Source organism: Frankia sp. AgB1.9, from assembly GCF_016786355.1.
Lineage (GTDB): Bacteria > Actinomycetota > Actinomycetes > Frankiales > Frankiaceae > Pseudofrankia.
Window position 1 is genome coordinate 39,203 of record NZ_JADWYX010000011.1, and the last position, 26,026, is coordinate 65,228.

General features: G+C 67.8%; 18 protein-coding genes and 3 CRISPR repeat arrays. Of the genes, 9 read left to right on the plus strand and 9 right to left on the minus strand.

Features of this window, described 5'->3' with window-relative positions; genetic code table 11:
• The first annotated feature begins 516 nt into the window (after positions 1 to 516).
• From I6A60_RS05965 to I6A60_RS05975, 3 genes are all read left to right on the plus strand, one after another.
• Complete coding sequence (locus tag I6A60_RS05965) at positions 517 to 1,293, plus strand: hypothetical protein (RefSeq protein WP_203013596.1); 777 nt, start codon at positions 517 to 519, stop codon at positions 1,291 to 1,293.
• Between the two features lie 527 nt (positions 1,294 to 1,820).
• Positions 1,821 to 2,681 (plus strand): transposase, encoded by an 861-nt coding sequence (locus I6A60_RS05970; protein WP_203013599.1) that lies wholly within the window; start codon positions 1,821 to 1,823, stop codon positions 2,679 to 2,681.
• A gap of 1,029 nt (positions 2,682 to 3,710) precedes the next feature.
• Positions 3,711 to 4,191: direct repeats of the CRISPR family, unit length 35 nt; unit sequence GTTCCAGAGATCACCAAATCCGAGTCGGATTGAAA.
• 240 nt (positions 4,192 to 4,431) lie between these two features.
• On the plus strand, positions 4,432 to 5,139 hold the full coding sequence (locus tag I6A60_RS05975) for a hypothetical protein (protein ID WP_203013601.1): 708 nt from the start codon (positions 4,432 to 4,434) through the stop codon (positions 5,137 to 5,139).
• A 287-nt stretch (positions 5,140 to 5,426) separates the two neighbouring features.
• Here the strand turns inward: I6A60_RS05975 and I6A60_RS05980 are convergent, their stop codons facing one another.
• From I6A60_RS05980 to I6A60_RS43365, 3 genes are all read right to left on the minus strand, one after another.
• Entirely contained in the window at positions 5,427 to 7,874 is a 2,448-nt protein-coding gene (locus I6A60_RS05980) for a ThiF family adenylyltransferase (RefSeq protein WP_203013616.1), read from the minus strand.
• Positions 7,871 to 9,181, minus strand: coding sequence for a nucleotidyltransferase (locus I6A60_RS05985; RefSeq protein ID WP_203013619.1), 1,311 nt, complete (start codon positions 9,179 to 9,181; stop codon positions 7,871 to 7,873). Before I6A60_RS05985 ends, I6A60_RS05980 begins: the two co-directional genes overlap by 4 nt.
• A 221-nt stretch (positions 9,182 to 9,402) precedes the next feature.
• Positions 9,403 to 10,782 carry a TIR domain-containing protein gene (locus I6A60_RS43365; RefSeq protein ID WP_203013622.1) on the minus strand — a complete coding sequence of 460 codons (1,380 nt, stop codon included), beginning with the start codon at positions 10,780 to 10,782 and terminating at the stop codon, positions 9,403 to 9,405.
• 219 nt (positions 10,783 to 11,001) lie between these two features.
• Here I6A60_RS43365 and I6A60_RS05995 point away from each other — a divergent pair, with 219 nt between their 5' ends.
• The 4 genes from I6A60_RS05995 to I6A60_RS06010 all read left to right on the plus strand — a co-directional run bounded on the left by I6A60_RS05995 (position 11,002) and on the right by I6A60_RS06010 (position 13,663).
• Positions 11,002 to 11,343, plus strand: a complete 342-nt coding sequence (locus tag I6A60_RS05995; protein ID WP_203013625.1) for a hypothetical protein — start codon at positions 11,002 to 11,004, stop codon at positions 11,341 to 11,343.
• Between the two features lie 63 nt (positions 11,344 to 11,406).
• Positions 11,407 to 11,658: a hypothetical protein gene (locus I6A60_RS06000; RefSeq protein ID WP_203013628.1), complete on the plus strand. Its 252-nt coding sequence runs from the start codon at positions 11,407 to 11,409 to the stop codon at positions 11,656 to 11,658.
• A gap of 1,459 nt (positions 11,659 to 13,117) precedes the next feature.
• On the plus strand, positions 13,118 to 13,495 hold the full coding sequence (locus tag I6A60_RS06005; protein WP_203013631.1) for a hypothetical protein: 378 nt from the start codon (positions 13,118 to 13,120) through the stop codon (positions 13,493 to 13,495).
• A gap of 3 nt (positions 13,496 to 13,498) precedes the next feature.
• Positions 13,499 to 13,663, plus strand: a complete 165-nt coding sequence (locus I6A60_RS06010; RefSeq protein WP_203013634.1) for a hypothetical protein — start codon at positions 13,499 to 13,501, stop codon at positions 13,661 to 13,663.
• Between the two features lie 434 nt (positions 13,664 to 14,097).
• Here the strand turns inward: I6A60_RS06010 and I6A60_RS06015 are convergent, their stop codons facing one another.
• From I6A60_RS06015 to I6A60_RS06030, 4 genes are all read right to left on the minus strand, one after another.
• Entirely contained in the window at positions 14,098 to 16,596 is a 2,499-nt protein-coding gene (locus I6A60_RS06015; RefSeq protein WP_203013637.1) for a toll/interleukin-1 receptor domain-containing protein, read from the minus strand.
• A gap of 458 nt (positions 16,597 to 17,054) precedes the next feature.
• Entirely contained in the window at positions 17,055 to 17,570 is a 516-nt protein-coding gene (locus I6A60_RS06020; RefSeq protein WP_203013640.1) for a hypothetical protein, read from the minus strand.
• 200 nt (positions 17,571 to 17,770) lie between these two features.
• Positions 17,771 to 18,169, minus strand: a complete 399-nt coding sequence (locus I6A60_RS06025) for an E2/UBC family protein (RefSeq protein WP_203013643.1) — start codon at positions 18,167 to 18,169, stop codon at positions 17,771 to 17,773.
• Positions 18,166 to 18,459: a hypothetical protein gene (locus tag I6A60_RS06030; protein ID WP_203013646.1), complete on the minus strand. Its 294-nt coding sequence runs from the start codon at positions 18,457 to 18,459 to the stop codon at positions 18,166 to 18,168. The genes I6A60_RS06025 and I6A60_RS06030 overlap by 4 nt, the downstream gene beginning before the upstream one ends.
• 790 nt (positions 18,460 to 19,249) lie before the next feature.
• A CRISPR array of direct repeats spans positions 19,250 to 19,796; the repeat unit is 36 nt; unit sequence GTCCCAGAGATCACCAAATCCGAGTCGGATTGAAAC.
• 269 nt (positions 19,797 to 20,065) lie between these two features.
• Here I6A60_RS06030 and I6A60_RS06035 point away from each other — a divergent pair.
• Positions 20,066 to 20,698, plus strand: a complete 633-nt coding sequence (locus I6A60_RS06035) for a hypothetical protein (protein ID WP_203013649.1) — start codon at positions 20,066 to 20,068, stop codon at positions 20,696 to 20,698.
• Between the two features lie 273 nt (positions 20,699 to 20,971).
• Here the strand turns inward: I6A60_RS06035 and I6A60_RS06040 are convergent, their stop codons facing one another.
• Entirely contained in the window at positions 20,972 to 21,505 is a 534-nt protein-coding gene (locus I6A60_RS06040; protein ID WP_203013652.1) for a hypothetical protein, read from the minus strand.
• A gap of 379 nt (positions 21,506 to 21,884) precedes the next feature.
• Positions 21,885 to 22,134: a CRISPR direct-repeat array (repeat unit 30 nt; unit sequence GAGATCACCAAATCCGAGTCGGATTGAAAC).
• A gap of 202 nt (positions 22,135 to 22,336) precedes the next feature.
• Positions 22,337 to 24,049: a hypothetical protein gene (locus tag I6A60_RS06045; protein ID WP_203013665.1), complete on the minus strand. Its 1,713-nt coding sequence runs from the start codon at positions 24,047 to 24,049 to the stop codon at positions 22,337 to 22,339.
• Between the two features lie 460 nt (positions 24,050 to 24,509).
• Between I6A60_RS06045 and I6A60_RS06050 the strand changes: the two genes are divergently transcribed.
• Positions 24,510 to 25,946 carry an FAD-binding oxidoreductase gene (locus tag I6A60_RS06050; RefSeq protein ID WP_203013668.1) on the plus strand — a complete coding sequence of 479 codons (1,437 nt, stop codon included), beginning with the start codon at positions 24,510 to 24,512 and terminating at the stop codon, positions 25,944 to 25,946.
• Positions 25,947 to 26,026 lie beyond the last annotated feature (80 nt).

A 26,026-nucleotide genomic window follows, 5' to 3' on the forward strand; every position in this document is an offset into this window, starting at 1 on the left:
GGTTCTGGCTTGGCGGCATGCTGGGCCGAATCCGGCCGCGTGGCCCTGTGGGGCCGGACTGCCGCGAGGAAGGCCGCCGGAGTTCATATGTGCCGGTACGGCGTTCGGCTGTGTGTTCCAAGGCTGTGCAGGCTCAAGGTGCGGGGGCGACGATGTCGGCGATGAGCGAGACCACCGGCCATGCGGCGGGCCGCGGCGGGGCCACTCGCGGCGGCGCGACCCCGCGCCTCCGTGACGAGTACTGGCACGCGGTGCCGATCGGCGAGAGCCAGGTGGTCGTCGCCCCCGGCCAGACGCTGACGCTCGCCGAGCTGCCGGAGTACAGCATCGCCCTCGACGGCTTCGTGCAGGGCCCGGAGATCGACCTCGCTGCCCCGCCGGTTCAGCTTCGACCACCACTGCGGCTGTATCCGGCTGGTCACCACCGCGACCTGCCGGCAGGTCGCCGACGCTCTGCTGCTCGGCCTCGACCCGGCCCGCTACACCGTCTACGTCAACGACGTCCACGCGGATACCGTGCTCGCGACGGCCCTGCTCGCGTTCCCCGACCTGCTGTCCCCGCAGAGCCCGACCACGCCACCGGGCCGCCGGCTGGTCGAGGTGGTCGCCGCGCGGGACGCGCACGGTACGGCCTACCCGGTGACCGACCCGCGGCTGCTCGCGGCCTTCGCCCGCCGCGTCCCGATCCTTCGTCGTGCCGGCAGCGTTAACGACGGGGACCCGGACCCCTCCGAGGTCGCCCGGCAGATGGCAGAAGATCTTGCCGTGGCGGTCTACCAGGTCGCCGACCTGCTCACGGACCTGGCCGCCGAATCAGACTCCGACCTGGCCCACTCGCACCCGACCCAACCTCGGCTGGCCTACTTGGACCTGGCGGCGACGGCGCATCCGGCCGCCGCCACCGACGACTCGCCGCCCGCTGCGACCGCGCCAGTGGAGGTCACCCACGTCGGCACCGGGTGGGTCATGGTGCGCGATTCCCGCATGGGCGGCTTCGAACCCGCCTACGCGCAGGAATACACCCGGGTCGTGCTGTGGAGCGCGCTTTCCGACGGCTCGACCGCGTACACCGTCGCCCGCCGCAGTGACCTCGTCGAGGACTTCCCCGTGGGCCCCGCCGAGCAGCCGGGCACCATCCTGGCCGCCCTCGCCGCTCGCGAGCCCGGCTGGGGCGGCGGCAGCTCCATCGGTGGCGCCCCGCGCCACCGCGACCGTTCCCGCAGCACCCTGCGCCCCGACGAGATTTTCACCATCATCGAAGCAGCCGTCTCGCCCACCGTCCACGCTGGCTGACAGCCGTGAGCCAGCACCTCCGACACGCCGATCAACCCAGGAGGTTCTGGCTTCTGATCGAGATGCACCCTGACCTGCGGAGATGGCCGTGAAGAAGATCGAACCGGTGCTCCCGCGTCGATCTTCAAAGGAAGGTTCTGGTTTTGACCTTGCAAACCCGCAGGTCGGCGCCTGTATAATTCGGACAGCTGTCCCAGTGATCCACAAATCCGAATCGGATTGAAACTGGTGCAAGTGAGCGTAGATCACGTCACTGGTCCCAGCGATCCACAAATCCGAATCGGATTGAAACCGCTGGTTGAACCAGGGGTTCGAGCAGTTGAGGGCGCGTCCCAGTGATCACAAATCCGAGTCGGATTGAAACTAGATCGACGAGAATCAGGTGTTCATGAACGGATCCCAGTGATCCACAAATCCGAGCCGGATTGAACCGGACGGTTGTTTGCTGGCGGGTTTGTGCGTGCGAGGCTGGTGGTCGTGCCACGCCTGTGGAATTGACGGCGTGGCCGGTCACGGTTGCACGCTGCATGACCTGCCTGCGGGTGAGCCAGTGCGGACCGCCCACGGCCAGCGGCGAGGTCTTCTACGCCGGCCTGCTGGCCCGGTCGCTGCGGCCGGGGATGATCATGCTCGCGGACCGCAACTTCGGCTACCAGCCGCTGGTGACCGGGGTCGCCGCGACCGGGGCCGACCTGCTCGTGCGGGTGAAGATCGGCCGCCGGCTACCGGTCTGCCGGCGCCTGGGCGACGGGTCGTGGATCTCGCGGATCGGCCAGGTCGAGGTCCGGGTCGTCCGCGCCGAGATCACGATCGCGACCACCGCCGGCCGCCGGACCGGGCTCTACCAGTTGGTCACCACCGTGACCGACTCGGCCGTCCCTACGGTGGACCTGATCCGCCTCTACCACGACCGCTGGGAGATCGAGACCGTCTACCTCGAGCTCAAGGCGACGATCCTGGACGGCCGGGTCCTGCGCGCTCGCACCCCCACCGGCCTCGACCAGGAAGTCCACGCCCTGCTCTGCGCCTACCAGGCGCTACGGCTCGCGATCGCCGACGCGACCCTGACCAGCCCCGGCCTCGACCCCGACCGCGCCAGCTTCACGATCGCCCTCGAGACCGCCCGCGACCAGATCACACAGGCAGCCGGGGTGATCGCGGACAGCGTCATCGACCTGGTCGGGAAGATCGGCCGGGCCGTCCTGGCCCGACCGGCGCCCACGCGCCAGCCCCCGCGTCGTCAAACGCGCGATCTCCAACTACGCGGCCAGCACAGCCAAGGGCCGTATCCACGGCCCCAGCCACAACGCCACCCTGAGCATCGAGATCCTCAACCCCGAGACCTTGACACCACCCGCCCCGACATAACTACACGGCCTTGCGGCTAGCCGGGGAGTGGCCGTGGCGTCGGTTTCGCGGGCCAGGCGGAACAGGGGCATGCTTTGGGCCTTGGAGTGACGGGCGTGGTGGGCGAACGTGTCGCCGTCGGCCAGGCGAATTCGCTGGCCGTCACCCACGATCGTGTTGCGGTCCGGGTCCTGCTTGACGAGGACACGGTCCGGCCCGATTCCTGCGGCGGCCTTGAGGTCCGCGCCGCTCAGCTCGTCCGCGATGACCAGGACGTCAATTCCGATGATCCGAATCGTGCGGGGCCCGGAGGGCTCCTTCCAGCGGATACCGGACTCAGACGGACGCGGGCCACCTCCGGGTTGATCCCTCCTGGAGACGAGGCGCCGTGCAGACGGCGATGTCAGGTGGCTACCTCAGCCAGATGAGCGTGGCCAGCGCCGTTGCGACAGCGAAGCCGAGCAGGAACCCGGCAACGGGCCCCATCCGCCGCCGGTCGTGGCACCCAGGTCGCCGGGGCCGCCGGCCAATTCGCAGCCGCCCGGCGCGCCGCCGCTCCTCTCGACTGGACCGACGGCGCGCCCGCGAGCGCCCTCGCCGAGTCCGTCCAGTTCGTGGCGGCAGGCCTCGGCCGCGTCGGCGGCGCTGTGCGGCTGGCCCGATCGGCCGGCGTGCCACCCCGTTTCCCAGCAGTGCCGGAACAGCGATGATGGGGACATGCGCGGCGGTGTTCTCGTCCAATACGGGCACGGCGACGCCACGGCCGTCGAGCCGCATCCGCGGTGGACCAACCACGCCTTCCGCCCCCTCCCACGTCCCGGCGAGCCCGGCGTCCAGACTAGACGGACCATCTGGTCCACCGGCACCCGCCGCCGCGTCGAAGATCGTCAGCCAGAACCTCCGACCCGCCGACAAACCAGGGAGGTTCTGGCTGCTGATCGACATGCCCCCCGACCTGCGGAAACAGGTGCAAGAGTGATTGAACCGCTCGCTCGGCGTCGATCTCTGGCGGGAGGTTCTGGTTTGATCTTGCAAACCCGCAGGTCAGCCCGTGTACAATCCGGACAGCTGCTCCAGAGATCACCAAATCCGAGTCGGATTGAAACAGGAACGGTGGGATTCGAACCCACGGAGTCTGGCCTAGTTCCAGAGATCACCAAATCCGAGTCGGATTGAAACCTCCGACCTCCAGAACATGTCGCCGAAGATGACGCCGGGTTCCAGAGATCACCAAATCCGAGTCGGATTGAAACTACAGGTTCCTCCTTCGGTTGAAGCCACACACTGAGGCCTGTTCCAGAGATCACCAAATCCGAGTCGGATTGAAACTACGCGAGTTCGGTCGCCAGCTCAGAAACCCGCTCATAGGGCCAGTTCCAGAGATCACCAAATCCGAGTCGGATTGAAACTCCGAGGCCCACTCGATCCAGCTCGCTGGAATGGTGGTTCCAGAGATCACCAAATCCGAGTCGGATTGAAAAGTCTGCGACCGCGCGCATCTCACTCGCGAGGCCAGGTTCCAGAGATCACCAAATCCGAGTCGGGTTGGAGGGTTTTCGCCGTTCGCTGGAACTTGCGTCGGTCCGTCGGTCCGTCGGTCCGTCGGTGATCGGTGGGTCCGTGTTGCCGGGATCGGGGTGCTCGTCCGTCTGGCTTGGCTGTCGGCGATAGGGCGGCGAGCTACGGGGGCGTCAGGTGGTATCGGATGGCGCGCGGGGCCGGCGGGGGCCGTGCGGGGGTGTCGTGCGCGAGACGTCGTTGGCGGGCGTCTGGAGCGGGCATCGGGACCCTTTGAGCCTGGGGGTTCGTACCCGGCTGCGGCTGTGGTGGCTGGGGCGTCGGGATGGCCGGGCTGGCGTGCCGTCGGCGACCAGGTCGGGGCCGACGGGCGACGCGCCGCCGGCGTCGATGGTGGGCTGGCTGGCCAGCCCGGCGGTTCTGGAGCTGGCGTATGCCGCCGCTCGGTCGCATGAGGCGCTGCGAGGCGTCTTGGCGGCGGCGCTCGGCGAGCTGGATATGCGGATCGCCGAGGGAGCCGCGCAGGCAGGGCTGCTGGCGGCGCGGGTGACCGGGAGCCCGGCCGATCGGCTGGTGCGCGAGGCTGAGGATCTTGGTGCTCCGGTGAGTGGGGATGACGCGGCGGCGCGGGCGCGGCGGGCGGCGGCGCGGGCGCGCGCCAATCTGCTCACCGACCAGGCTCGGCTGGAGAACCTCCGAGTCCGACTCGCGGTGGACCTGGAACGGCGCGAACGTCTGATTGATGAGGTCGAGGCCCGTGCCGGCGTGATCTCGTCATTCCGTGACCAGTGCGTCGAGGTGTACCGGGCGGCGAACCTTCGCCGCCGGCGCCGTGAAGCTGCGGCGCTGGCCGATGCGTGGCCGCCGCCGGCGTTTCCTCCGCCGGAATGGCTGCGTACCGCGCGGTGTGTACCAACCGGCGTCCTGGCGAGCGCCCCGGCCCCAGCCGGAGCTCACCCTGCCGGTCCGAGCCACGAGTGACACGGTCTGTCTGGCTCAGGCGCCTTTGGCCGATGCCAGCTGCGCTCGCGCTACTGGCGGATTCGGCTTACTGGAGGTGTGCCATGGACTCGAGCCCGCGTACACGCTTCCCGCTCGCGCCGTACCGGCGGCGGGACAGTAGTGGCCTGCTCGCGTTCGCCTGCGGGACAGCTACCGCGCCGACCTGGTCGCCCGCTGCGACGTGGAGCGCGCCGCCGCGCTGGATGAGGGCCGCGTTGGCCGCCGCGGGCGCAGGCCATGGTGATCGGCCCCCACACGCCGAACAGTCATCTGGTCCGGAGGCCCCTGGTGCGGTCGACGACGCGGGCATACAGATCTGGCCGGCCCGCCCCGTCCAGCCAACGCGACCAGCGCGGTCCCTCCCCGCCCACAATGAGGAAAAGACTGCAGCGTCGGGCTGCCGGGACCGACGCATCCATCGTCATGCTCGCCTCGTCGGTCCAGCTGGGAAGTGCGATCCCGTGAGGGTGGGTGTGCCACATCCCAACGAACTGCGTGACCCGACCGGTCGCGAAGCTGCGCTTCGCGGCGTTTTCACGGGTGTCCTGTGTTCCGTGTACAAAGGACCTGTCCGAATGTGTCGAATCGGGCGGCGGTTTCGTGGCCTCGTCGACCCAGACGACCCGAAGGGCGTGGTCGAAGGCGCCGAGGAGCGTGCCACCGGTTTCCGCGAGCGTGCCTACCTCGGCCCGGCACCGTTGGGCCTCGTCGCGGATGACCGCCATCGCGGTGCTCGAGAGTCGGACCTCATACTCGTGGCCTGCATCAACGACGATCAGGTCGTTGGCCCAGGTGAACCAGGAAGGAGGGCGGCCCCGGTAGCTCGTTCGGGCGCCGATCCGCGCTGGGGCTCGGACAACCAGAGCCGCCATCGGGAGAGTCCTGCTTTTGTTTTCTGGGTCTTCCCCGTCGGTGAGGTAGCCGAGGGCGCCGGTAAGCAGCTGGCCTGCAAGGCCGGTGGTGTCGGAAAATCCACCAACAAAGGTGGCGTCGGAGCATCCAGGTTCCGGGTGGAAGAGATCCGTTCGCGGTCGGTCAGGAAAGAAGTCTTCGACGACGTCGTGCTGGTCATTTCTGGCGGCAAGCGACGTCCGCCTCAGGATGTCGATCGGACCTCCGGAGGCCAACGGCAACGAGACGCAGGCGATTCCCATCTCGGCGGTGTGCCCGATCGCGAGGGTGACTGCGGCCGGCCAGGTGTTTCGTGCCTGCGAGCGGCGCTGTTCCACCTCGGTACGGACGGCACGATTCGCGGTGGCGTCGATGACCATGTCGTAGGCACGAGCAGCGCTGTCGAGTTCCCGGATTACCTGTATGGCGTCACGGACTAGCGGTCGGAGGGCGCATCGGAGACCGAGCCTGCGGAGGCGATCGACGAGCGCCTCCGCCTTGGGTAGGCCGATCTCTGCGTCGGCGTAGGGTTGCCGGACGAGAATGCCTGGTGTGACGATCGAGTTGTCCACCACGGTCACCTCGGCCGCTCCGGCCCGACAGACCGCTTCTACGACGGGCGCCCCGAGCGCGCCGGCGCCCAGCACCAGCACTCGACGGTCAGAGAGCCAGTGCGTGGGCGCGCAGGCGTCGCGCCTCGTCACAACCTCCTCGCGGGCGTCGAGGACGGTCGCCCACTCGATCGGCATGACGGACAGAAGGCCCGCCGCGAGGGCATTCAGCGCGGCGCCGAGTGCACTCAGTGACGGCGCGCCGCGATACGCTTTGTTGGCTTTCTCGATCAGGCCGGTAAGCATCTCGGGAAATTTCCACGCCACCAGCGAGATGTTCCGGTTCTCCGCGCCGGCAATCCCCAGTGATGGGGTGCCGATGAGCACATACGACGACGTCCCCATCGGGTCAACGCTGTCGGATCCCGGAATCCGCGCAGCGGCCAGCTCCGCGTTGCGAATGCGGACCGCGCCGAGAAGCCCGACCAGGCCGTCACGTGACACGCCCTGCTCCGCTAGCTTTTCGACGAGGTCGCCGGCGCCCAGCGGATACTCGAAGCCAATGTCGCCTGTCAAGATGATTGCCGAGCCGTAGAGAATCTCGTCGTCTCGCGCGACGGTCACGCCGGCGGCGCGCGCCAGGTTCCGAGCGCCGGCTTCGCCGCGCGGTAGTGCCTGATCGCCAGGCACCCATCCGACCACGTCCACCCGCGCCGGGTTGACCCGCCTCAAAACGACGACGCCCAGCCACGGGCCGGTGCTTCTCTGGCCATCGATGTCCTTGCGCAGGACGACGACGTCCTCGCACATTGAGTAGGCGACGGGCGGGTGCAGAGGCTGGCCAACCTCGGTCACCTCACCCTTCGCCGCTCTCTCCAGCCAGGTGAATAGCCGCTGGAGGTAGCCGTACATCCCGTCGGGCGCGTCCCATTCCAGCTCGGGTGACGCATACAGGCAGAGATAGCGGCCGAACTGCACGTGCGGCGTTCCCGCCCACCGCAAGTGGGTTGCCTCGGCGCGTGGCATGCCGAAAGGGTAATCCTCCGGTATGCGGATGCGAATCGTCTCGCGCGAGTCCAGACGAACGCCGCCAGGACCAGTGGAGACGTCGGCCAAGTCCAGGGCGACGTCCACGACGAGATTCCCCAGTTCGTCGCCGGTCGGCGCTCCGACGGTGATCCTCTCGGAGGAGTCGTCGGCAATCGACGACAGTTCCTCGAAGGCTTGAAACTGACCCGGTGTGAAGCCCCACGCCGACGGTTCAGGCTTCATAGAGCTCCAAAGGTGACGGGCGCGGCCGGTGGATCATCGGCACCGCGTGCCCTCCTCACAGCGTCTTGGAGAGTGGCCCAGCCGCTGGTGGCCGCCGCCGGTTTCGCCGCCTCACTATTGGACGCCGGCCCATTGCCCGGGGTGCCAGGAGGACGGGGTTCCGCAGGCGGCGGCGCCGGGATCTCATCTTCGGGCGGTGTAGGCACCGGATCGGTCGGGGCTTGCTCATCTGGTGGCTGTGGTCCCGGTGAGGGGATGACCACAGTCGGGCCTGGTCGGCCGTTCGGCGTTCGGCCAGTGTCGTCACCTAGTCCTGTAGAGCCGTCCTCATCGCCGAAGCCGGCGCAGCCACCGCGCGGCGCAGGGAACTTGGGCCCGAAGATCTGTCCCCATTTGCAGATGGCTTCCTCGTAAAGTTCGTCCCGTTCACAGTCCAGAGCTTTCCTGGACAGCTCGGCCGCTCTCGCGAGGGACTCTGACAGCTCCTGCCGCTTGAGGCGAGGCTGAATCTCCCCGCATTTGCCAGCCGGGTCGTCCACGCCCTTCAGGACGGCGTTCGCCGCGTGGTCGAAGAATATTGCGATAGCCTCCTGCTGAGTCAGTAACGGATGCCACAGGCGGCGCGGAAGATGATGGAGGGCCAAGACGTCGACGGTGAGGCTCTTCAGGTCCGGGTAGTTGAAACGTCGCCATTCACGGAGCATCCGTGCTAGGGCTGGAAATCGCCACCACCACCAGTTTCGGACCGCGAAACGACGCCTGAGGTAGAGCGGGTTCGTCGAGATCCACTCGTGCTGAAGACGCCCAGGCGCCCGAACGACGTTGGTGAGCCGAATGCCACGCGCGAGTTCCCTTTCCCACACGGTCGGCATGATATCGACGGCGAAGGAGCGGGGATTACCGTTCTCGACTCCAACATCAAGATAGCATTCAACGACCCGGTTCTTGGGTTCGATTCGCTGGATCCTGCCGGTCCCGCTGCCATCGCCGTAGCCCAGGTGCCTCTTGAGGATCTGCTCAACCTCAGTCAGGGCGGCCGCCGCGGATTCTCGATCGCGGTCCCATTCAGGCCGCGCCCGCCGGTCGAAGACGACGATCAGGTCCACGTCGTGGATCGGCCGACACTGCGTCCGGCGCGCGAACGAGCCCGACAGGTACACGGCCCGCACGCAGCGGTCACGTCGCAGGGCGCGCCGCACCACCTTGACCCGCTGGCGGGCCAGCCTGCGGTCGGCCGGACTCGCGCTGATGCGCCTCCGAAAGATCTTGAACGCCTCGTCGACCCTCCGAGGCGCGAGAACGTCCATGTCGGCTCCCGAGGCACGCTACAAGAACACCATGGTTAGCCAACGGATCGACGAGTGCAAGATGTCCTGGGTGAGCCGGTCCTGTCGGAAAGTCGACGGAAGTACTTAGCCGGTTGCCCTGGCGGTGGCGCCGGACGGGGCCACCGGTGGTCCGAGTGACCGCAGGCGATGGGACCATGAGCCCGCGCCTCATCGTTGATGGCGCGCGGGCTCGTCACTGGTCAGGTCTCGACGGTGAAGGCCGGGGTGTAGCCGTGCCCGGCGCCGAGGTGCTCGTAGACCACGGTCTCGCGGAGGCGGTTCCAGCGGCTGCCGAGAAGCAGCGCGAGACCTCCGGGCCCGGCGAGAAAGAGGTGGATGCGCGCGGTCGCGGCATGTTCGGCGACGGCAGCGCGTACTCGGTTGCGGATCTGCTCGGCGTAGGCGACGGCTTCGCCAGGACCTGCAACGGACTGGTCATCGGCCCCAGCGGCCGGGGTGACCGTGATCAGGGTGCTGATAGGCACCCGCGCGGTCGCGAGATAGCGGACGATCTCCTCGGTCGGGTCGAGGGTGACGCCGACTGCTACCGCCAGGTCACCGCCCTGATCGAGTCTCGTCTGGCGCGTTTGGGGTGCGGCGATCGGAGCCTTGGGATTGTCAGTCGACCAGATGCGGCTGCCCTGCCGGTACTGGATCGTGTGCTGGCGGACCATGGGCAGCAGGGTGCCGACGCGGAAGAAAGTCGCCTGGCGCATGGCGCCGCGTAGGAGCGTGGTGTCCCAGCCGCCGGCTTCAAGTTCCGCAGCGGCTTGCGTCAGCTCACGGTCCATCGTCTGCCAGTCGGCAGGGTCGCGCGGCGCGACACGCGTCCGTGGCTGCTCGCCGTCGTACAGGTGCATCCAGTTCAAGGTGATGTCGGCGTCGTCCGCGCGAGGGTCGATGTCGATGGCCTGCACGCTGAGGATCGCGGGGCGGTCCGGCGCCTGCGACCTACCGGCCGCGCGCGGGTTGCTCGCGGACGCCGAGACGTGAGGCCGGCTGCGCTCGTGACCAGCGGAGCTGGGCGGGGCGCTGCCCACCTGTTTGCGTGCCGGGTCGGGCGAAGCGAAGGTGCGCGACCGCGAATCCGGCATCGCGGAGTTTCCCAGGGCCATCGCGCCGGGAAACGGGGGCTCTGTCTCGGGCTTGGCGCGGCCGGTCTCCAGAGCACGAACCGCTGTCTGCAGTGCCTGCCGCGCCTCATCCTCCCCAAGACTGAAAAGGTCGACTGCCACGACGCCGTCGAGAAGGTCGGGCAGCGGGCAGTCCTTAATCCGTACCGGCAGCAGCTTGCGCGCGAACCCGCCAGGATCCTGCCGAAGCGCGGCCTGCCACTCGTGCTGGCCGTAGACCGATTCCAGGTAGGCGGGGGAGACGACGGCTAGTACCCGCGCGCTCGCACGCACGCCCTCGGCCATCCGGCTCATCCAGTGAGCTCCGGGCACGAAATCCCATGCCCCGATCAGCACCTTTGAACCGGCGTCCTCCAGCTGCCAGGCGATCCACTGGGCCCACGCCACGTCCGCCGAGGCGTACGAGACGAAGAAGTCCCACTCCTCACGTTCACCAGATGGCCTCACGCTACGACATCATCCACGAAGCGTGGTTCGAGCAGGCGCCTCGCCCGGACGCGGCCCGCAATGTGCCTGGCCGGCCACCTGAGTTGGGCAGATGGCTCCGCACCTTGGAGGTGACGGACCTGCCGCCAGGTCACCGACGCGCTGCTGCTCGGCCTCGAGCCGAGCCACTACACCGTCTACGTCAACGACGTCGATGCCGACACGGTCCTCGCCACCGCGTTGCTGGCCCACCCGGACCTCGTCGCGCCTGGCGCGGCGACGACCACCTCCGCACGGGCGCTCGTCGACGCCGTCGCCAGCCGGGACGCGCACGGAGGGGCCTACCCGGTGGCGGATCCCCGGCTGCTCGCCGCGTTCGCCCACTGGGTCGCGCTGCCCGACCGGGCCAGCCAGCGCAGCACCGCCGACGCGGCCGCGCAGATGGCCGCCGACCTCGTCGCCGCAGTGCGGGCCGTCGTCGATCTGATCGGCACGCTGGCCTCGGACGCATGGCCAGCCGCGGGGCCGGGCCGGTGGCGTCCCCGCCGGTCGACATCACGCACCGTGGCACCGGCTGGGTGATGGTCCGCGATCTGGCCGCTCGGCGGTTTCGAGCCGGTCTATGCCCGCGGATACAGCCGGGTCGTGCTGTGGCGGGAACAACTCGACGGCACGACCGCCTACACCGTCGCGCGCCGCAGCGCCCTCGTCGACGACTTCCCCGTCGGCCCACCCGACCAGCCCGACACGATCCTCGCCGCTCTCGCCGCCCGCGAGCCCGGCTGGGGCGGCGGCACGACCGTCGGCGGCGCCCCCCGCCACCCCGACCGCCGCCGTAGCACCCTCACCCCCGACGAGGTCTTCACCCTCATCGAACACACCGTCACCCGCACCTGACCGCGCCCGAGCCCGGTCCTCGCGGGCGGGCCGCGGCGGTGACCGCCCGGCTGAGAAGATGACCGCGCCCGCCGGCTGGCCCGACTCGTCGTCGTAGCTGGATGCTCGGCGCGCGGCGACAGCGCCTCCAGCAGGCCGACCAGCCCGAAGAGGTTCTGGCTTAAAATCGGCATATCCTCTGGCCTGCCCAGACAGCGATTTTGAAGATCGACGGCGACCGCGACTGTTGATCACTGAAGGGATGTTCTGGTTTGATCTTGCAAAGCCGCAGGTCGGCCTGTGTACAATTTGGACAACTATCTCAGAGATCACCAGATCCGAGTCGGATCGCAGGCCACGGAACCTACCTACGTCGACCCTCATCTCAGGGTCCCAGGGATCATCAAATCCGAGTCGGATTGAACCTCCGGGTAGTTCTGCCGGGCGATCGCGTAGGCGAGTCCCAGAGATCATCAAATCCGAGTCAGATTGAAACACGACGTGGTACAGGTACTGCGTGCCGAGGGTCCCAGGGATCACCAAGTCCGAGTCGGATTGAAACCGGGCGCACCGTACCTTTCTGTGTAGTAGGCCGGGCTCAGAGATGAGCTTCGAATTCGAGTGGCATTGAATTCGAGGGCCACCGCACCTCCGCTCTGCAGGAACCCACCGCCCGCCGGCGACAGATCTCACCGCGAACAGACGGACCCACCCGATGACACAGCGAGAACCTCCGACACGCCTGCGGCCCGGATAGGCCCTGGCTATTGCCGCGACCGGCAAAGTCTGCCCGCCACCTTGATCGCTGTGTTCGCCCTCTGGTGGCTACGAAACAACGTCGGTAGCGACCACCGGAGGGCCGAAACGGCGATCAAGGAGACGCCGAAACGGGCGAACCTTGCCAGACGCGGCACTATAGATCAATCCATGCCCTGACGTGCGGAGACAGCCAGATAGAAGATCGAAAGCGCGATGCGAAGTCGATCTTCGGGTCGAGGTTCTGGTTCGATCTTGTAAACCCGCAGGTCAGCCCATGTACAATTCGGACAGCTGTCCCAGAGATCACCAAATCCGAGTCGGATTGAAACTTTGACTGCATGTTAATCCGTGCCTTCCCGGTCCCAGAGATCACCAAATCCGAGCCGGATTGAAACGAGCAGACCCTTCATGGTCTTCTCGTCTCCATTCCGGGGGTCCCAGAAATTACCAAACCGGAGTCGGATTGAAACTTGAAGTCCAGGATTAGCTTTAGCATGACTGTCCCAGAGATCACCAAATCCGGGTCGGATTGATCTCGCCGTGAGGTCTGGCCGGGCGGTGTGGCGGGGTGGCTGGAGACCGTGGGGTGAGGTCATCGCGGGTGTAGGCGTGCTGTCCGTCTTGTGGAGGTGACGGACGCCGGAGGATCGCGGCCGCCGGGGTGGCGATGGTTCGGCCTCCTGGGGGGCGCGGGTCGCCGGTCTGCGCGAAGGGATCGGGGATGTCTGTGGTCGGCCTGGGCGGGGCGCGGTGGGGGATGTCGTTCGGGTCCGTGGGGCGTGGCGTTGCCGTGTCGTACGGCTACGCGCGGGGGCATGTCCTGTCGGGCGAGTCTGATGTCCGGGTTCTCGGGGGCCGTCACGTCCGTTGGTTCCACGGGGAGACCAGCGGGCAGTGCGCGGGCGCCCGGCCGCGTCGAGGCGTGGTCGGGCTGCTCGTCTGCCTGGTTGTTCTTCTCGGGGTGGTGCTGGCGGGTTGCGGACGGCCGCCGAAGGACGTGACGGCGGTGGTCGCGCTGACGGCGACGTCGGCTGAGCCCGCGCCGGCGTTGTCGGACGCGTTGGCGGCGACGATGCGCGCAGAGGCGGGACGTTCGTAGGAGGTGGGTGTCCCGGACGTGCGCCTCGTCCAGCTGGGGAAGGCACCGGCGGATGTCGATCTGACGCTGATGCGAGGCGGCGACGTCGAGAACGACTCGAAGCAGCGCGCGAAGCTGATCGACGCGGAGTTCAGGGAGTGTCGGCGGGGCTCGGCAGCCGCGCCGTGATCAAGCAGAACCCCGCCCGGCACCGCCGGATTGGTGAGCGGCCTCGGCGCGCTCGTGATGATCATCGGCGTCGTCGAGCCATGTCCGATCTGGGGGCGCGCTGTCCGCGGGAAGCGGCGGCAGTTGCGGCTCGACCTGGCGTCGTCCGTGCGTCGCCTGGATTCGGGAAGCTGGGATTCGGACTTTCCGGATCCAGGCGACCGTGACCAGCAAGATCCAAGTTCGGTAAAGAACGTGAGTCAGTCGGCGAGGTCGCGCAGGTAGGCGCATTGGCTGGCGGAAGCGTCGACGTCCTCGCGTAGCCAGCCGACGTCACAGCAAGCACTGGCTCCCCGACCGGGCCGAGCCCGGCCGGGCCGAGCCCGGCCGGCAAAGCAAGCGCCGGCAGGACAGCGTCGCTCTCGGTCGCCGCTGAGACCGCACGACGGCAATCCTTATCCGGGCTTCCTATGGAGATCGTTCCGGCGGATGCGGGGGAGGCCGTAGCGGGCGATCGCGCGTCGCCGGTTCGCCGCCGGGCGTGGGTGTCGCCTAGCACGAGTGAAGTCCTCCGCGATGGCTGTGCCGAGAGCCAACGGGCTGAGAACCAGAGCGAAAAAGCCGGTCACGAGCAGGGCAACGAAGGAAGCGTTCCTACGAGCCTTCCGGGGCCGCGGGTGTCGCACGGCGCGGCCGATCTCCTCGGCGATGGTTATGCCGAGAGCTAGCGGGCTGAGAACGAGAGCGATAAGACCGGCCAAAAGCGCGAAGCCGAAAGGGGCTACCACGACGAAGGCAAATCCGGCCGCGACAGAGTCTTGCCACGCACCGAACGCTGCGCCGCCGACGGGCAGCAATGCTGTGATGATCGTCGCCCAGTGACGCATACGTGCGAGTAGGTGGGTGACCTGGCCAGCGGCTTCCGATCTGCGGTTGGATGATCTGTTGGTCACCGTCGGACGGGGGGCGCTGATTCTTCGTGCCCAGCCGGCTGGTCGCCACGAGCTTTTCGGCCTGGCAGGTGCTGGCCTGGCTCGTCTCGGAGGCCGCAGCAAGGAATCGGTCGCGGCCAACCGGGCCTCGATCGCCCGCCGCGCCTTTGGCTGGTCCGGCGTCTCGGGTGAGGTGCCCCCATCGTCGGAAACACCCGCAGCAAGTTCGTCACCGAGTTCTCGCAGGAGCAAGTCGCCTTCGTGATCGAGAGCGAGATCCAGTCCAGGGATATTCGGGCTATCGGAGTCGAGCGTGCCGCTCTCGATCTCCGGGAGTGAAATTTCGAGCTGTTCGTCGGAGACTGCTTGTAGGTTCTTGAGAAAACCGATTAGTTGAACTCGTGGATCGTCAAGTTCGCGGGGCGTGAGCCCAAATGACGTAAGGATGCCGACGAGCACCGCGTATTCTCGTCTCTTGAGGTTTTCGGCCAGTCTGCGGGCGGCGGCGGCCTCGCGCCTCGCTGTCCTGTCGACGTGCGCGAGTCTCCTTGAACTTAACGGTTGCACGCCGTCGTCGTTGAATGTGTTGGGATGACTAGCCGAAGCGGTGCCACGCACAATATAAACTTGGATCTCGTCGGCGTCTGATGATTCCCCGATGGGATCATCACTAATAGTCGGACTCGCGAGGTTTCGGTCGTGGTCCGCTCCGCCAAAAAGGATGTATGCGGACCGCAGGAGCGTAAGTGTAGCTGCTTCTTCCGACTTTTCTCGCGATGAGCCCGCCGGGGCTCCGAGGTCGAGGACCCGTCGGCTCGCGAGATATCCGACGAGAGGCATGTCATCATAGACAATCGGCACAATCGCCGGCCGCGCCGGGAAACTCCGCGCACGCGCGCCGACTATGCTCATCAACCCGCTCTCGGCCATTCGCAACGGTGTCGAGCAGAGCACGAATACCTGTTTCGCACTGACGATCGCCCGGTCGAGTTCTACGACGACGTTCGAGCCAGCAGGAAGCCATTCCTCAAGAGCCACGTTGTATTTAGCGGCCTCCAGACGTCCGGCGATCCAGTCGGCGCGATGCCTGTCTCCTGGTGCCCCGGCGTGGACGATCAGAACGTCGATCGGTTGCCCGGTGGCTGCTGCAGCGTCGGCGATCGCCGTGACCAAGCCACCCGTTTCTGCGCGAGTTTCCGACTGCTTCTGGGCGCCTGCCTCGGCGGGCGCCCGTGCCGCCTTTGGTCGAGCCAGAATACGTGGGTCCGCCAGCCTCGCGATCTCGTCCCGATCGACCGCGCTCGCAGTCCAGCGTTTACCGAGCAACGAGCGTTGCTTGGCGACCTGGCCAGGTTCCAGAAAATATAGTCTCGGGCGAAGTCCTCCACGGGAGAATACTTCTGGCACTGTAGTGAAGGTCAGATCTGCGGCAATTTCAAGATGTTGTGATGCGGTCAGGAGAATGCGCAGGAGATACTCGTACTGCGAGCGAGGGGCGACGACTGCGAACGACGGTCCGGTATCCCTATCCAGATAGCGCAGCATCGTAAGCAGCGGGGCTATCCTTCCGTCTACCCGTTTTGCCTCGGCGTGAAAGATATCGACAGGGACCGCACGGGCTGGTTCGAGGTCGGCAAGGACTTCAAAGGGCAGCCGATACGCGTCGCCGTGCTCCATGGAATCCCAGAGGTGTATACGGAAGGGCTCGAGTCGACGGCCACGCCACGCAAATCCCGCCAAACTGTGCCACGCCGTCAACTCACTAGTGGGGCCGAGAATGACGTGGGCAACGGAGTCGCGATCATGACGCTGACCATAATCTTGCCGGAAACAGAGGGCGACCTCATCTCCTATTCGCAGAAAACTGACGTCGTCGGCACCGCGGTCCTTGGCCGGTAATATCCAGGGCGAAAGGATCTTCGCCCACCGGTCTGCTTCGGCGGCCGGCAAGGAACTCGCGGTGGCCGCAAATTCGCCGCGTTCGTGACTCCATCGCAGCACTAGCTGATGCAGGTCTCGCAAGGGCCGACTCCTTGTCCGGCGAGAGGAATGGCCACCCGCGGAACAGGTCGCCTCGGGTGGAGATCGACCGTGCCGCCGCGCGGCAGCTGTTCTACTACCACCCACGTGCCGCACGCGTTCCTGTGCTGTCGATGGGTGAGTAGAACCCTACAAACCGTTTGCGTTGCAGACAGTCACCGGGTGTCTGCCAGCGTTCCGGAACCTCTCCTTGCCCGATCGGCCCACGTACCCGATCATCACGGCTGCGCGACACGCTTCGGATCAGGCACAGAGCGTGCTCCTGGTTGCGAATCCTTCGGCAGCTGCTTTGTCCCCGGTGACACGAATCGACGTCCGGGCCTACCGGCTGATACCGGGACAAACCGGGGATGCTAGGCAGCTTTTATGGGCGGAGCGCTGTCTGTGGGCCTCATAGAAAACAGCCTGGCGTCCGGCCAAGGGCCTCGACACGTCACCGACTATTTCGTGATCGTGGTCTGTGCCCGTCCGCGGCCTGCGGGAACAGGGACCGAGCAGCCGGCGATCAGCTGACCTGGGTGCTCACCGCGCCGAGATGGCCGGCTTGGGAGTCGAGCCACACACCGTCGGCCTCCGCGCTGGTCAGCACGAGGGATGCCGCGAACGGGCGGCCTCGGCGGGATCGCGGCCAGGAACTCGCGGTGGGTCGTGAGCGCGTTGCGCCGGTCGTGCGCCGAGAGCCGCGCGGACGGCGCGCCGGGGTGGCTGTGGACGTCGATCAGCGAGAGCGCCTGCTCGTAGCAGGTCCGCACCACGGTCCGGGTCAGCTCGGCCGACACGTCGACGCGGTCAGCCGTCTGGGCGGTGAGCGCGTCGTCTGGGACGAGCAGTAGCCACCGGACCCGGAGCGTGACCTGCCACGTGCCATCACCCCGCGCGGCTTCGTCCAGGCGGTCGACGGTGAAACGGCGCCGGCTGCGGCTGCTGACGCCCTGCGGCCCTCGATCGTGGTCCACCACCGAGGGCGGGCGCTGTTCCAGGTGTGCCAGCAGGTAGGCGAACCGCTCGACGGGCCGGGCGAGCAGGTGGGCGCGCAGGTCGTCCCACAGCCGGGCCGGGATGACGACCAGGCAGCGTCCAGCCTGGGGCGGTTCGTCGTTGTACGCGGCCGGCGAGGTGTCTGGGCGTGTCGGCGGGCCTGGAGGGTGGCCGCGTATCAGTCCGCGGCGCCGAGATAGGTGCGGATCGCCTCGACGTAGGTGACCAGCGAGTCGATGTCGTGGCGCCAGCGGCGTTCCGGGTCCTCCAGGCAGTACCAGAGGTAGCCGAGGCCGGCGCAGGGATTGTGGAAGTCGCGCAAGTAGTGGCCTGGCTGGGCCAGGGCGGCTCCGGTATGGCGGCGTAGCCGGTCACCGAGGTAGAAGCCGTCCGGGGCGCACTCGGGGTACGTCAACGGGACGGCGATCAGCACCGTCGTGCGAGGGGGCGCCCAGCCGGCGGGCAGCCGGAACTCCGGGATGAGCAGCCACGACCCGTCGGCGGCGACGCACAGCCCTGGGTAGGCGCGCAACAGCTGTGCCGCCTCGGCGAAGACCCGCCGCTGCTGGAAGTTCACCGGCTCGATCCGCGGCGCGGCGCTGTCGCGCCGTCGGCTTCGGGGACGGTGCGAAACAGCGGCGCGCGCGACTCGTCCTGGGCCTTGGAGTGGCGGGCATGGTGGGCGAACGTGTCGCCGTCGGCCAGCCGGACTCGCTGGCCGTCACCGACGATGGTGTTGCGGTCCGGGTCCTGTTTGACGAGGACACGGTCCGGCTCGATTCCCACGGCTGCCTTGAGCTGGGCGCCGCTCAGCTCGTCCGCTATGACCGGGACGTCAATTCCGTTGATCCGAATCGTGCGGGGCATGAACGGCTCCTTCCTGCGGTCACCGAATGCAGACGGACGCGGGCCGCGCCCGGGTTGGTCTCTCCGGGAGACGAGGCGCCCGCGCGGACTGCGACGTTCAGATGGTCAGGCGGTCTGCGCCAGCCAGATGAGCGCCGCCAAGGCCGCCGCGACGGCGAGGCCGAGCAGGAAACCGGCAAGCAGCCCCGTCCGCCGCCGACCGTGCCGCCGAGGTCGCCGAGGTCGCCGGGGCCGCCGGGACTGCCGTCCGGAGCGGAGCCGAGGGGTTTGCTGCGGCTCCTCGCGACGGGATTGACGGCCCGCCCGCGATCGTCCTTGCCGCGTCCGCCCGGTTCGCGGCGGCTGGCCTCGGCGGCGTCGGCGCCGCTGCGCAGCTGGCCCGATTGGCCGGCGTGCTGCCCCGTTTCCAGGCGTGGCTGCGTCGGTGATGATGGGGTCATGAGCGGTGGTGCGCCCCTCCAACACGGGCACGGCGACGCCGCGGCCGTCGAGCCGCAGCCGCGGTGGACCAACCACGTCTTCCACCCTTTCCACGCCCCGACCAGCCCGGCGCCCGGACCAGACGGACCACCTGGTCCGCCACCACCCGCCGCCGCGTCGAAGATCGTCAGCCAGAACCTCCGACACACCGACAAACCCGGGAGGTTCTGGCTACTGATCAACATATGCCCCGACCTGCGGAAATATCCCAGAGAAAGATCGAACCGTCCACTAGATGTCGATCTCTGCCGGGAGGTTCTGGTTTGATCTTGCAAACCCGAAGGTCAGCCCGTGTACAATTCGGACAGCTGTCCCAGAGATCACCAAATCCGAGTCGGATTGAAACTTGCAGCGATGATTCCCCCGAGGGACATGATTTCCTAGTCCCAGAGATCACCAAATCCGAGTCGGATTGAAACCTGGTGATCCACTCCGAAGACCGTTCGGTCAGACCCGGTCCCAGAGATCACCAAATCCGAGTCGGATTGAAACGCTGTCGAAGGTGATGTCGAGGAAGACGCCCTCGGCGATGTCCCAGAGATCACCAAATCCGAGTCGGATTGAAACACTTTGGCGGGCTGCGGAGCGGCCTGGACGGGTGGGGTCCCAGAGATCACCAAATCCGAGTCGGATTGAAACGAGCCAGACCCAGACCCGGGAGCCGGGTTGGTGTCGGGTCCCAGAGATCACCAAATCCGAGTCGGATTGAAACGGCGATCAGGAAGGTCTGAAACAGACTAACCTTTGGTCCCAGAGATCACCAAATCCGAGTCGGATTGAAACCAGACAACGTCTACCGCCTCCTTTCGTGTAGCGCGCCGGTTCCCGAGATCACCAAATCCGAGTCGGGTTGAGGCTGGATCGGGGATGGTGATCAGCGAGTTTGTGGTCGTTTGGGTGCGGGGTGTTCGTCCGTCTGGGTTGGCTGTTGGTGGCGGCGCAGCGAGCCTTGGGGGCGAGGAATGGGTTCGGATCGCGGTCGGAAACGGCACGGTGGTGTTGTGGGCGCGAGGCCGTTGGGGGATGTCTGGGGTGGGCCTACGAGCCTGGGGCCCGGACCCGGTTGCGGCTGTGGTGGCTGGGGCGTCGGGATGGCCGGGCTGGCGTGCCGCCCGCGGTCAGGCCGGTGCCGACGGGCGACGTGCGGCCGGTGATGGTGGGCTGGTCGGCCTGCCCGGTGGTTCTGGAGCTGGGGTATGCCGCGGCCCGGGAGCATGAGGTGTTGCGGGGAGGGTTGGCCGTGGCGCTCGTCGAGCTGGATGCGCGGATCGCCGAGGGGACGGCGCTGGTCGGGGTGCTGGCGGCGCGGGTGGCTGGGAGTCCGGCTGAGCGGCTGGTGCGTGAGGCTGAGGAGCTTGGTGTGCCGGTCAGCGGCGATGACGCGGCTGCGCGAACACGGCGGGCGGCTGCGCGGGCGCGGGCGGATCTGCTCGCCGACCAGGCTCGGCTGGAGAACCTGCGGGTCCGGCTCGCGGTGGACCTGGAACGGCGAGAACGCCTGATCGACGAGGCGGAGGCCCGCGCGGGTGTGATCTCGTCTTTTCGGGACCAGTGCGTCGAGGTGTACCGGGCGGCGAACCTGCGCCGGCGGGGCCGTGAGGCCGCCGCGCTGGCTGAGGCGTGGCCGCGGCCGACGTTCGCGGCGCCGGCCTGGCTGCGTACCGCCCGGCGCGTGCCGACCGGTGGCGCTGGTGGGTGCCTCGGCCTCAGCCGGAGATCATCCAGCCAGTCTGAGCCGGGAGTGACACGGTCCGTCTGACTCGGGCACGACTGGCTGATCCTGGCGGTACCGCGCACCGCTGACCGAACGGCCTGACTGGAGGTGCGGCATGGACACGAGCGCGCGCGCACGGTTCCCGCGCGCGCCGTACCGGCGGCGGGATAGTCGCGGGCTGCTCGCGTTCGCGCGTGCCTGCGCGGCGCGGGATTCGGCGGCGCCGTACCCGGACGCGGAGTCGGGCCCGACCGAGCCGCCGTTGGAGACGGTGCTCGTCCGGCACGCGGCCGTCTGGGGTGAGCAGCTGGGCCGCGGCTACCAGCGCACTCGCGCGCAGGCGTGGCGTTCGGTCGAGGGCGCGCGGGCCGGCCTCGCCGCGTTGGAGATGACGCGCGCCGCGACACAGGTCAGGCTTGCCGCCGCCGAGGCCGACCGCGCCGCCGCCGTCGCGGCGATGTCGGTGCGCGGCACCACGCGCCGGCCCTCGTCGCGATGCCTTTCTGCCGCCGCCAGCGCGTCCAGCCACGACCGGCCGCGCCGGTAGGCGAAACTCACCTCGACCACGTCGGCGTCAAGCTCGTCATGGCAGACGTCAAGAAAGGCGCGTTGGGCCACCCTGTCACGCACAGTTGGCAGCCCGAGCGGCCTGCGCCGGCCGCCACGTGTGATCGTCGCCTGGCGCAGCGGCTGGGGTTCGTAACGGCCCTCGGCCAGCTGGTCGGCCAGGCGGTCGAGCCGCGGCCCGAGGTCACGGGCGAAGTCGGCCACGGAGAGGCCGTCGGCCCCCGGCATTCCGCTGCCGGCGGCCACTCGCGCCCAAGCCGCCCACAGCACCTCCGGCTCCGCCATGGCCCGCGGCACCCCACCAGCAGCCGCCCGGCGCCGCGGCCTTCTCGGGCTGACGACGGCTCCGTCGCGCCTGTCGGGCACCCGCCCCTGCCAGCCGCCGAACCGCGCTCTCATCCCGTCCGCCCTCCACTCCATCCGGACCCCCGGCGCGGCGACCGCAGGCCTCGCTCACTACGGACGGACGGCACCGCGGCACGGCCAGAACCTCCGACACGCCGATAGCCCAAGGAGGTTCTGGCTTCAGATCAACATGTGCTCCGACCTGCGAAAACCCGGCCAGAAACGATCGAACGCCCCGCCGCGAGACGATCTCCATCAGGAGGTTCTGGTTTGATCTTGCAAACCCGCAGGTCAGCACATGTACAATTCGGACAGCTGTCCCGGAGATCACCAAATCCGAGTCGGATTGAAACGTCAGCCAGCCACCGAGCACCGGCCCGCCGGCAATGCAGTCCAGAGATCACCAAATCCGAGTCGGATTGAAACACGCTGGGATTCCGTGAGAGCGTCGGGGTCGACAGTGAAGTCCCAGAGATCACCAAATCCGAGTCGGATTGAAACTCGACCGATCTTCAAGAAAAAGGTAGTTGTCGGTCCCAGAGATCAACAGATCCGAGTCGGGTTGAGACCTCGAAGTAGACGTGCCGCTCTTCCGCTGTGGTCCGCACCAGATCGCATATTGCAAGGCGGATGGAAACACCTGGGCGGTCGCGATCACTGGCAGTTTCGGGGCCTGATCCAGGAATCACGTACTTCGGGGGCGAACAGGGGACGGGCACCCAGCCGCGCTTTGGCGCGGCCAGGTGCCCGTCTGGGGAGGCCTGGTTTCGGTCAGCAGGTACCGGCGACAGCGTTGGCGTGGCCGGTGTAGACCCAGGCGTCGGAGAGGTAGCCGGGGGTGCCGTTGTAGGTCGTGTGGTCCCAGAGCGTGGTCGCGCCGTAAGGACCGGTCACCGAGTCGCCTTGCGCGGTGCAGTCGATCGAGAGCACGGTGTCCTTGGGCACGCAGCCAACAAGGCCCGTGTTCCCGTTGGGTCCGGAGCGCAGGTTCAGGCACGGGTCGATCAGGACTCGGCCGCTGCCCGCGGGCACCGGCTGCTGGGCGGTCGACGTCGGCTGCGTCGGTGGCGGGTTCGTTGTCGTGGACGTCGCGCGGACACCGAATCCGTAGTCGAGGCCGGCCACGGGACTGATGACCTTCGTGTCGACGTACAGGTCCAGCAGCCGCCACTCGACGTCGTAGGCCTTCAGGAACCTGCCGACCAGGGACGCCGTCTTGATCGCCTCCAGGCTCGCGCCAACCTTGGCGACGCGCGCCTGGTCGAGGAGCCCTGACCTCACGGCAGCGAAGTACGCCTTCTCGAGGCAGTCGGCGGCGTCGATCAGTTTCTCGTGCAGTGCTTTCGGACTGCCCAGGGTGTCGGCGGCGACGGTCATCGCCGCGTAGGTGGCGCACTCGCTCTGGAGCGGCCCGGCGAGCGACGCGCCGGCGTCCTCGACCAGGTCGCCCGCGGTCGTGTACGCCAGGTCGGTCAGCAGCGTCGCCCCGGTGACGGACGCGGGAAACGTCACGTACTGGCCGGCCGTGACCTGCGGGATGCCGACCGACGCGCGCCCCAGCGGGGGCAGGTAGAGGCCCTTGCCGCCGGCGAGCAGCGCGTCCATCAGCTTGTTGCGCGCCTGCTCCAGCGGCGTGCCGCCGTCCTCGTGCCAGCCCCATTTCACCGCTGACCCGTACCGGAGCACCATGCCGTACGGCCGGTTGTTCACCAGCTCGACGTCGAGGACGCCGTTCTGGCCCTGGGCGCAGCTCCGGATCTCCAGGGCCGGGTCGTTGCTGACCCCGACCGTGCTCGCGACCCAGGACGGCACCCCTTCACCGCGGTCGCAGCTGGCCTGCCCGGCCCGCTTGTCGACGAGCTGGCCTACTGCCTGGTTCACCGTGGCGCCGAGCGCGGCCCAGTCCCAGGTCCACGGCTGCCACCAGGAGAAATGGGTGGTCACCGCGCTGACCAGGCCGTCATGAACCGAGACCTGAACCGGCACCCACTGCCGGGAGGCCTCGTCATACGTCGCGATCCCGACCACGTCGGGGTTGGCGGCGGCAGCCGCGCGCAGGCTGTCCGGGAGCGGGAAGTCGAGCGTCGCGCCCGAGCCTAGGTCGCTGCCGGTCAGCGTGAGCTTCACCGGGGTCGCGAGGCTGCGCCGGTCGTCCAGGTTCGGTGGCGGGCTATCGGTCGCGACGGTGAGCTGGCTACCGCTCACCGGAGCGTCCGCGAACACGACCCGCGCACCGCCGCCCAGATCGACGACCTTCGCGGCCGGCCGCGTCCCCGCAGCGATCGAGATCGGCGCCTCGGGTGCCGGGGCCGCGTTCTGATGCTTGCCCAGCACTCCGCAGGCGGTCACCCCCGAGGTCAGCAGCGCGGCGGCGACGAAGACGACGAAGGGCGAGCCGTGGACAGGACGTGGATTCGTCCGCGAGCACCGACCGTGGACGCCGAGTTTCCCCAGGTCGCAGCGATGTCGATCTACGTTAGCCAAGATCACCCAGATCTACGAGGGCACCAACCAGATCCAGAGAGTGGTCATGTCCCGTCAGCTCCTGAAGGGCTGACCTGCCTGCTGTTTCTGCTGGTCAGGGGAAGGTGGCCGCGGACCACCACGGTCGTCGACACGCCGTTCGAAGGGTTCGGCAAAGAGCGGCCTGTCGGCTTCGCCGGGAACTGGACGAGATCGGCGAGCCCACGACGCCGAGCTTCCCGCAGGCCCTGCTCGTGCCGCCAGGCCATGAGGATGTCTGAGAAGGGCCAGGTCGGGTAGCTCGTACGCGAGCCGAGAAGATGTCGCCTTCTGTGCCGGTCTCCGGTATCAGACTCGCCCACTGCGGTCACACATAGTCGCGACGTCGGCACGTGTTGCGACGAGTCGATCGTGGCGCCGCCCTGGAGAGGGGTGAGCTGCGCCGGCCGGTGGAGGCGGCGAGCGCTGGGGGGAGTATTCCATGTCGGCACAGGTGCTCACGCTGGAAGGCGAGCGGCAGACCCTCTCGGACGAGACCGTCGAGGAGATCCGCGCGATCTTCCGCGGGGCGGTTCTGACCGCGGGCGACGTCGGGTACGACGAGGCGCGGATCATCCAGAACGCCATGCTCGACCGCAGACCAGGTCTCATCGTCCGGTGCACCGGGACCGCCGACGTCGTTGACGCCGTCAAGATGGCCACGGAGCGGAACCTTCTCGTCGCCGTCCGGGGCGGCGGCCACAGCATCGCCGGGAGCTGCACGGCCGACGACGCTCTGATGATCGACCTTTCGGTGATGCGGGGTGTCTGGGTGGACCCGGAACGGCGGCGTGTGCGGGTTGCGGGTGGTGCGACCTGGGGCGACGTCGACCGTGAGACGCAGTTGCATGGGCTCGCGGTACCTGGCGGGGTCGTGTCGACCACGGGTGTGGCTGGCCTGACGCTCGGGGGAGGAATCGGCTGGCTGCACCGCAAGTACGGGTTGGCGTGCGATGCGCTGCGTGCGGCCGATGTCGTGACAGTCCGCGGCGACATTGTTCGGTGCAGCGCGTCCGAGCACGAGGACCTGTTCTGGGCGCTACGTGGCGGCGGCGGCAACTTCGGCGTGGTGGTGTCCTTTGAGTTCGAGGCCTACCCGCTCGGTCCTGTCGTCTGGAACGGCATGGTCGTCTACCCGATTGACGCCGCCGCCGAAGTACTCCCGCGCTGGCGAGACTGGACGTCCACCGTCCCCGACGAAGTCACCAGCCGCGCCATGTTCTGGACGTTGCCAGCGGTGCCGGCGTTTCCGCCCTCCGTTCACAACCGCGACGTGTTCATTTTGGCTGGCTTGTACGCGGGTGACCCGGACGAGGGCCGACGGGCGTGTAGGGAGTTGGGCGAGTTCGGCAGGCCGCTCGCCGACCTGAGCCAGGCCCTGTCGTATCGGACGGCGCAGTCCGCCCTCGACCCCCTCTTCCCGAAGGGTGAGCTGCAGAGCTACTGGAAGTCCGTCTATCTGGACCGACTGGACGAGGAAGCGACCGGGTTCGTGGTCCGCGTCGGCCAGGACCGCCCGTCCCCGAAGACCTTGGTGCACGCGCCGCTCATGGGCGGCGCCATGTCGCGGGTCGGGGCGACGGAAACCGCGTTCGGCGATCGCGGGGCCCGATACATACTGAGCCTCGACGGAAACTGGCTGGACCCAGCCGACAACGACGTGAACATCCGCTGGGTGCGCGATGCCTACCATGAGGCCGTCACACTGCGGGCCGCGTCAGGCACCTACCTCAACTTCGGCGGCGACGCCGATCTCGATGACAACGACCGGGTGCTGGCCTGGGGACGCAACGTCGAACGCCTTCGCCAAGTCAAGCGCAGCTACGACCCGGAAAACCGCTTCCGGCTCAACCCCAACATTCCCCCCGCCGAAAACTGAGCCCAGGCGACGAGGATCGCCTCGATTTCCTGGACCGGCGCGCGTCGGGTGCCGGCGGTCATCTGAGGAGGAGGCTAATG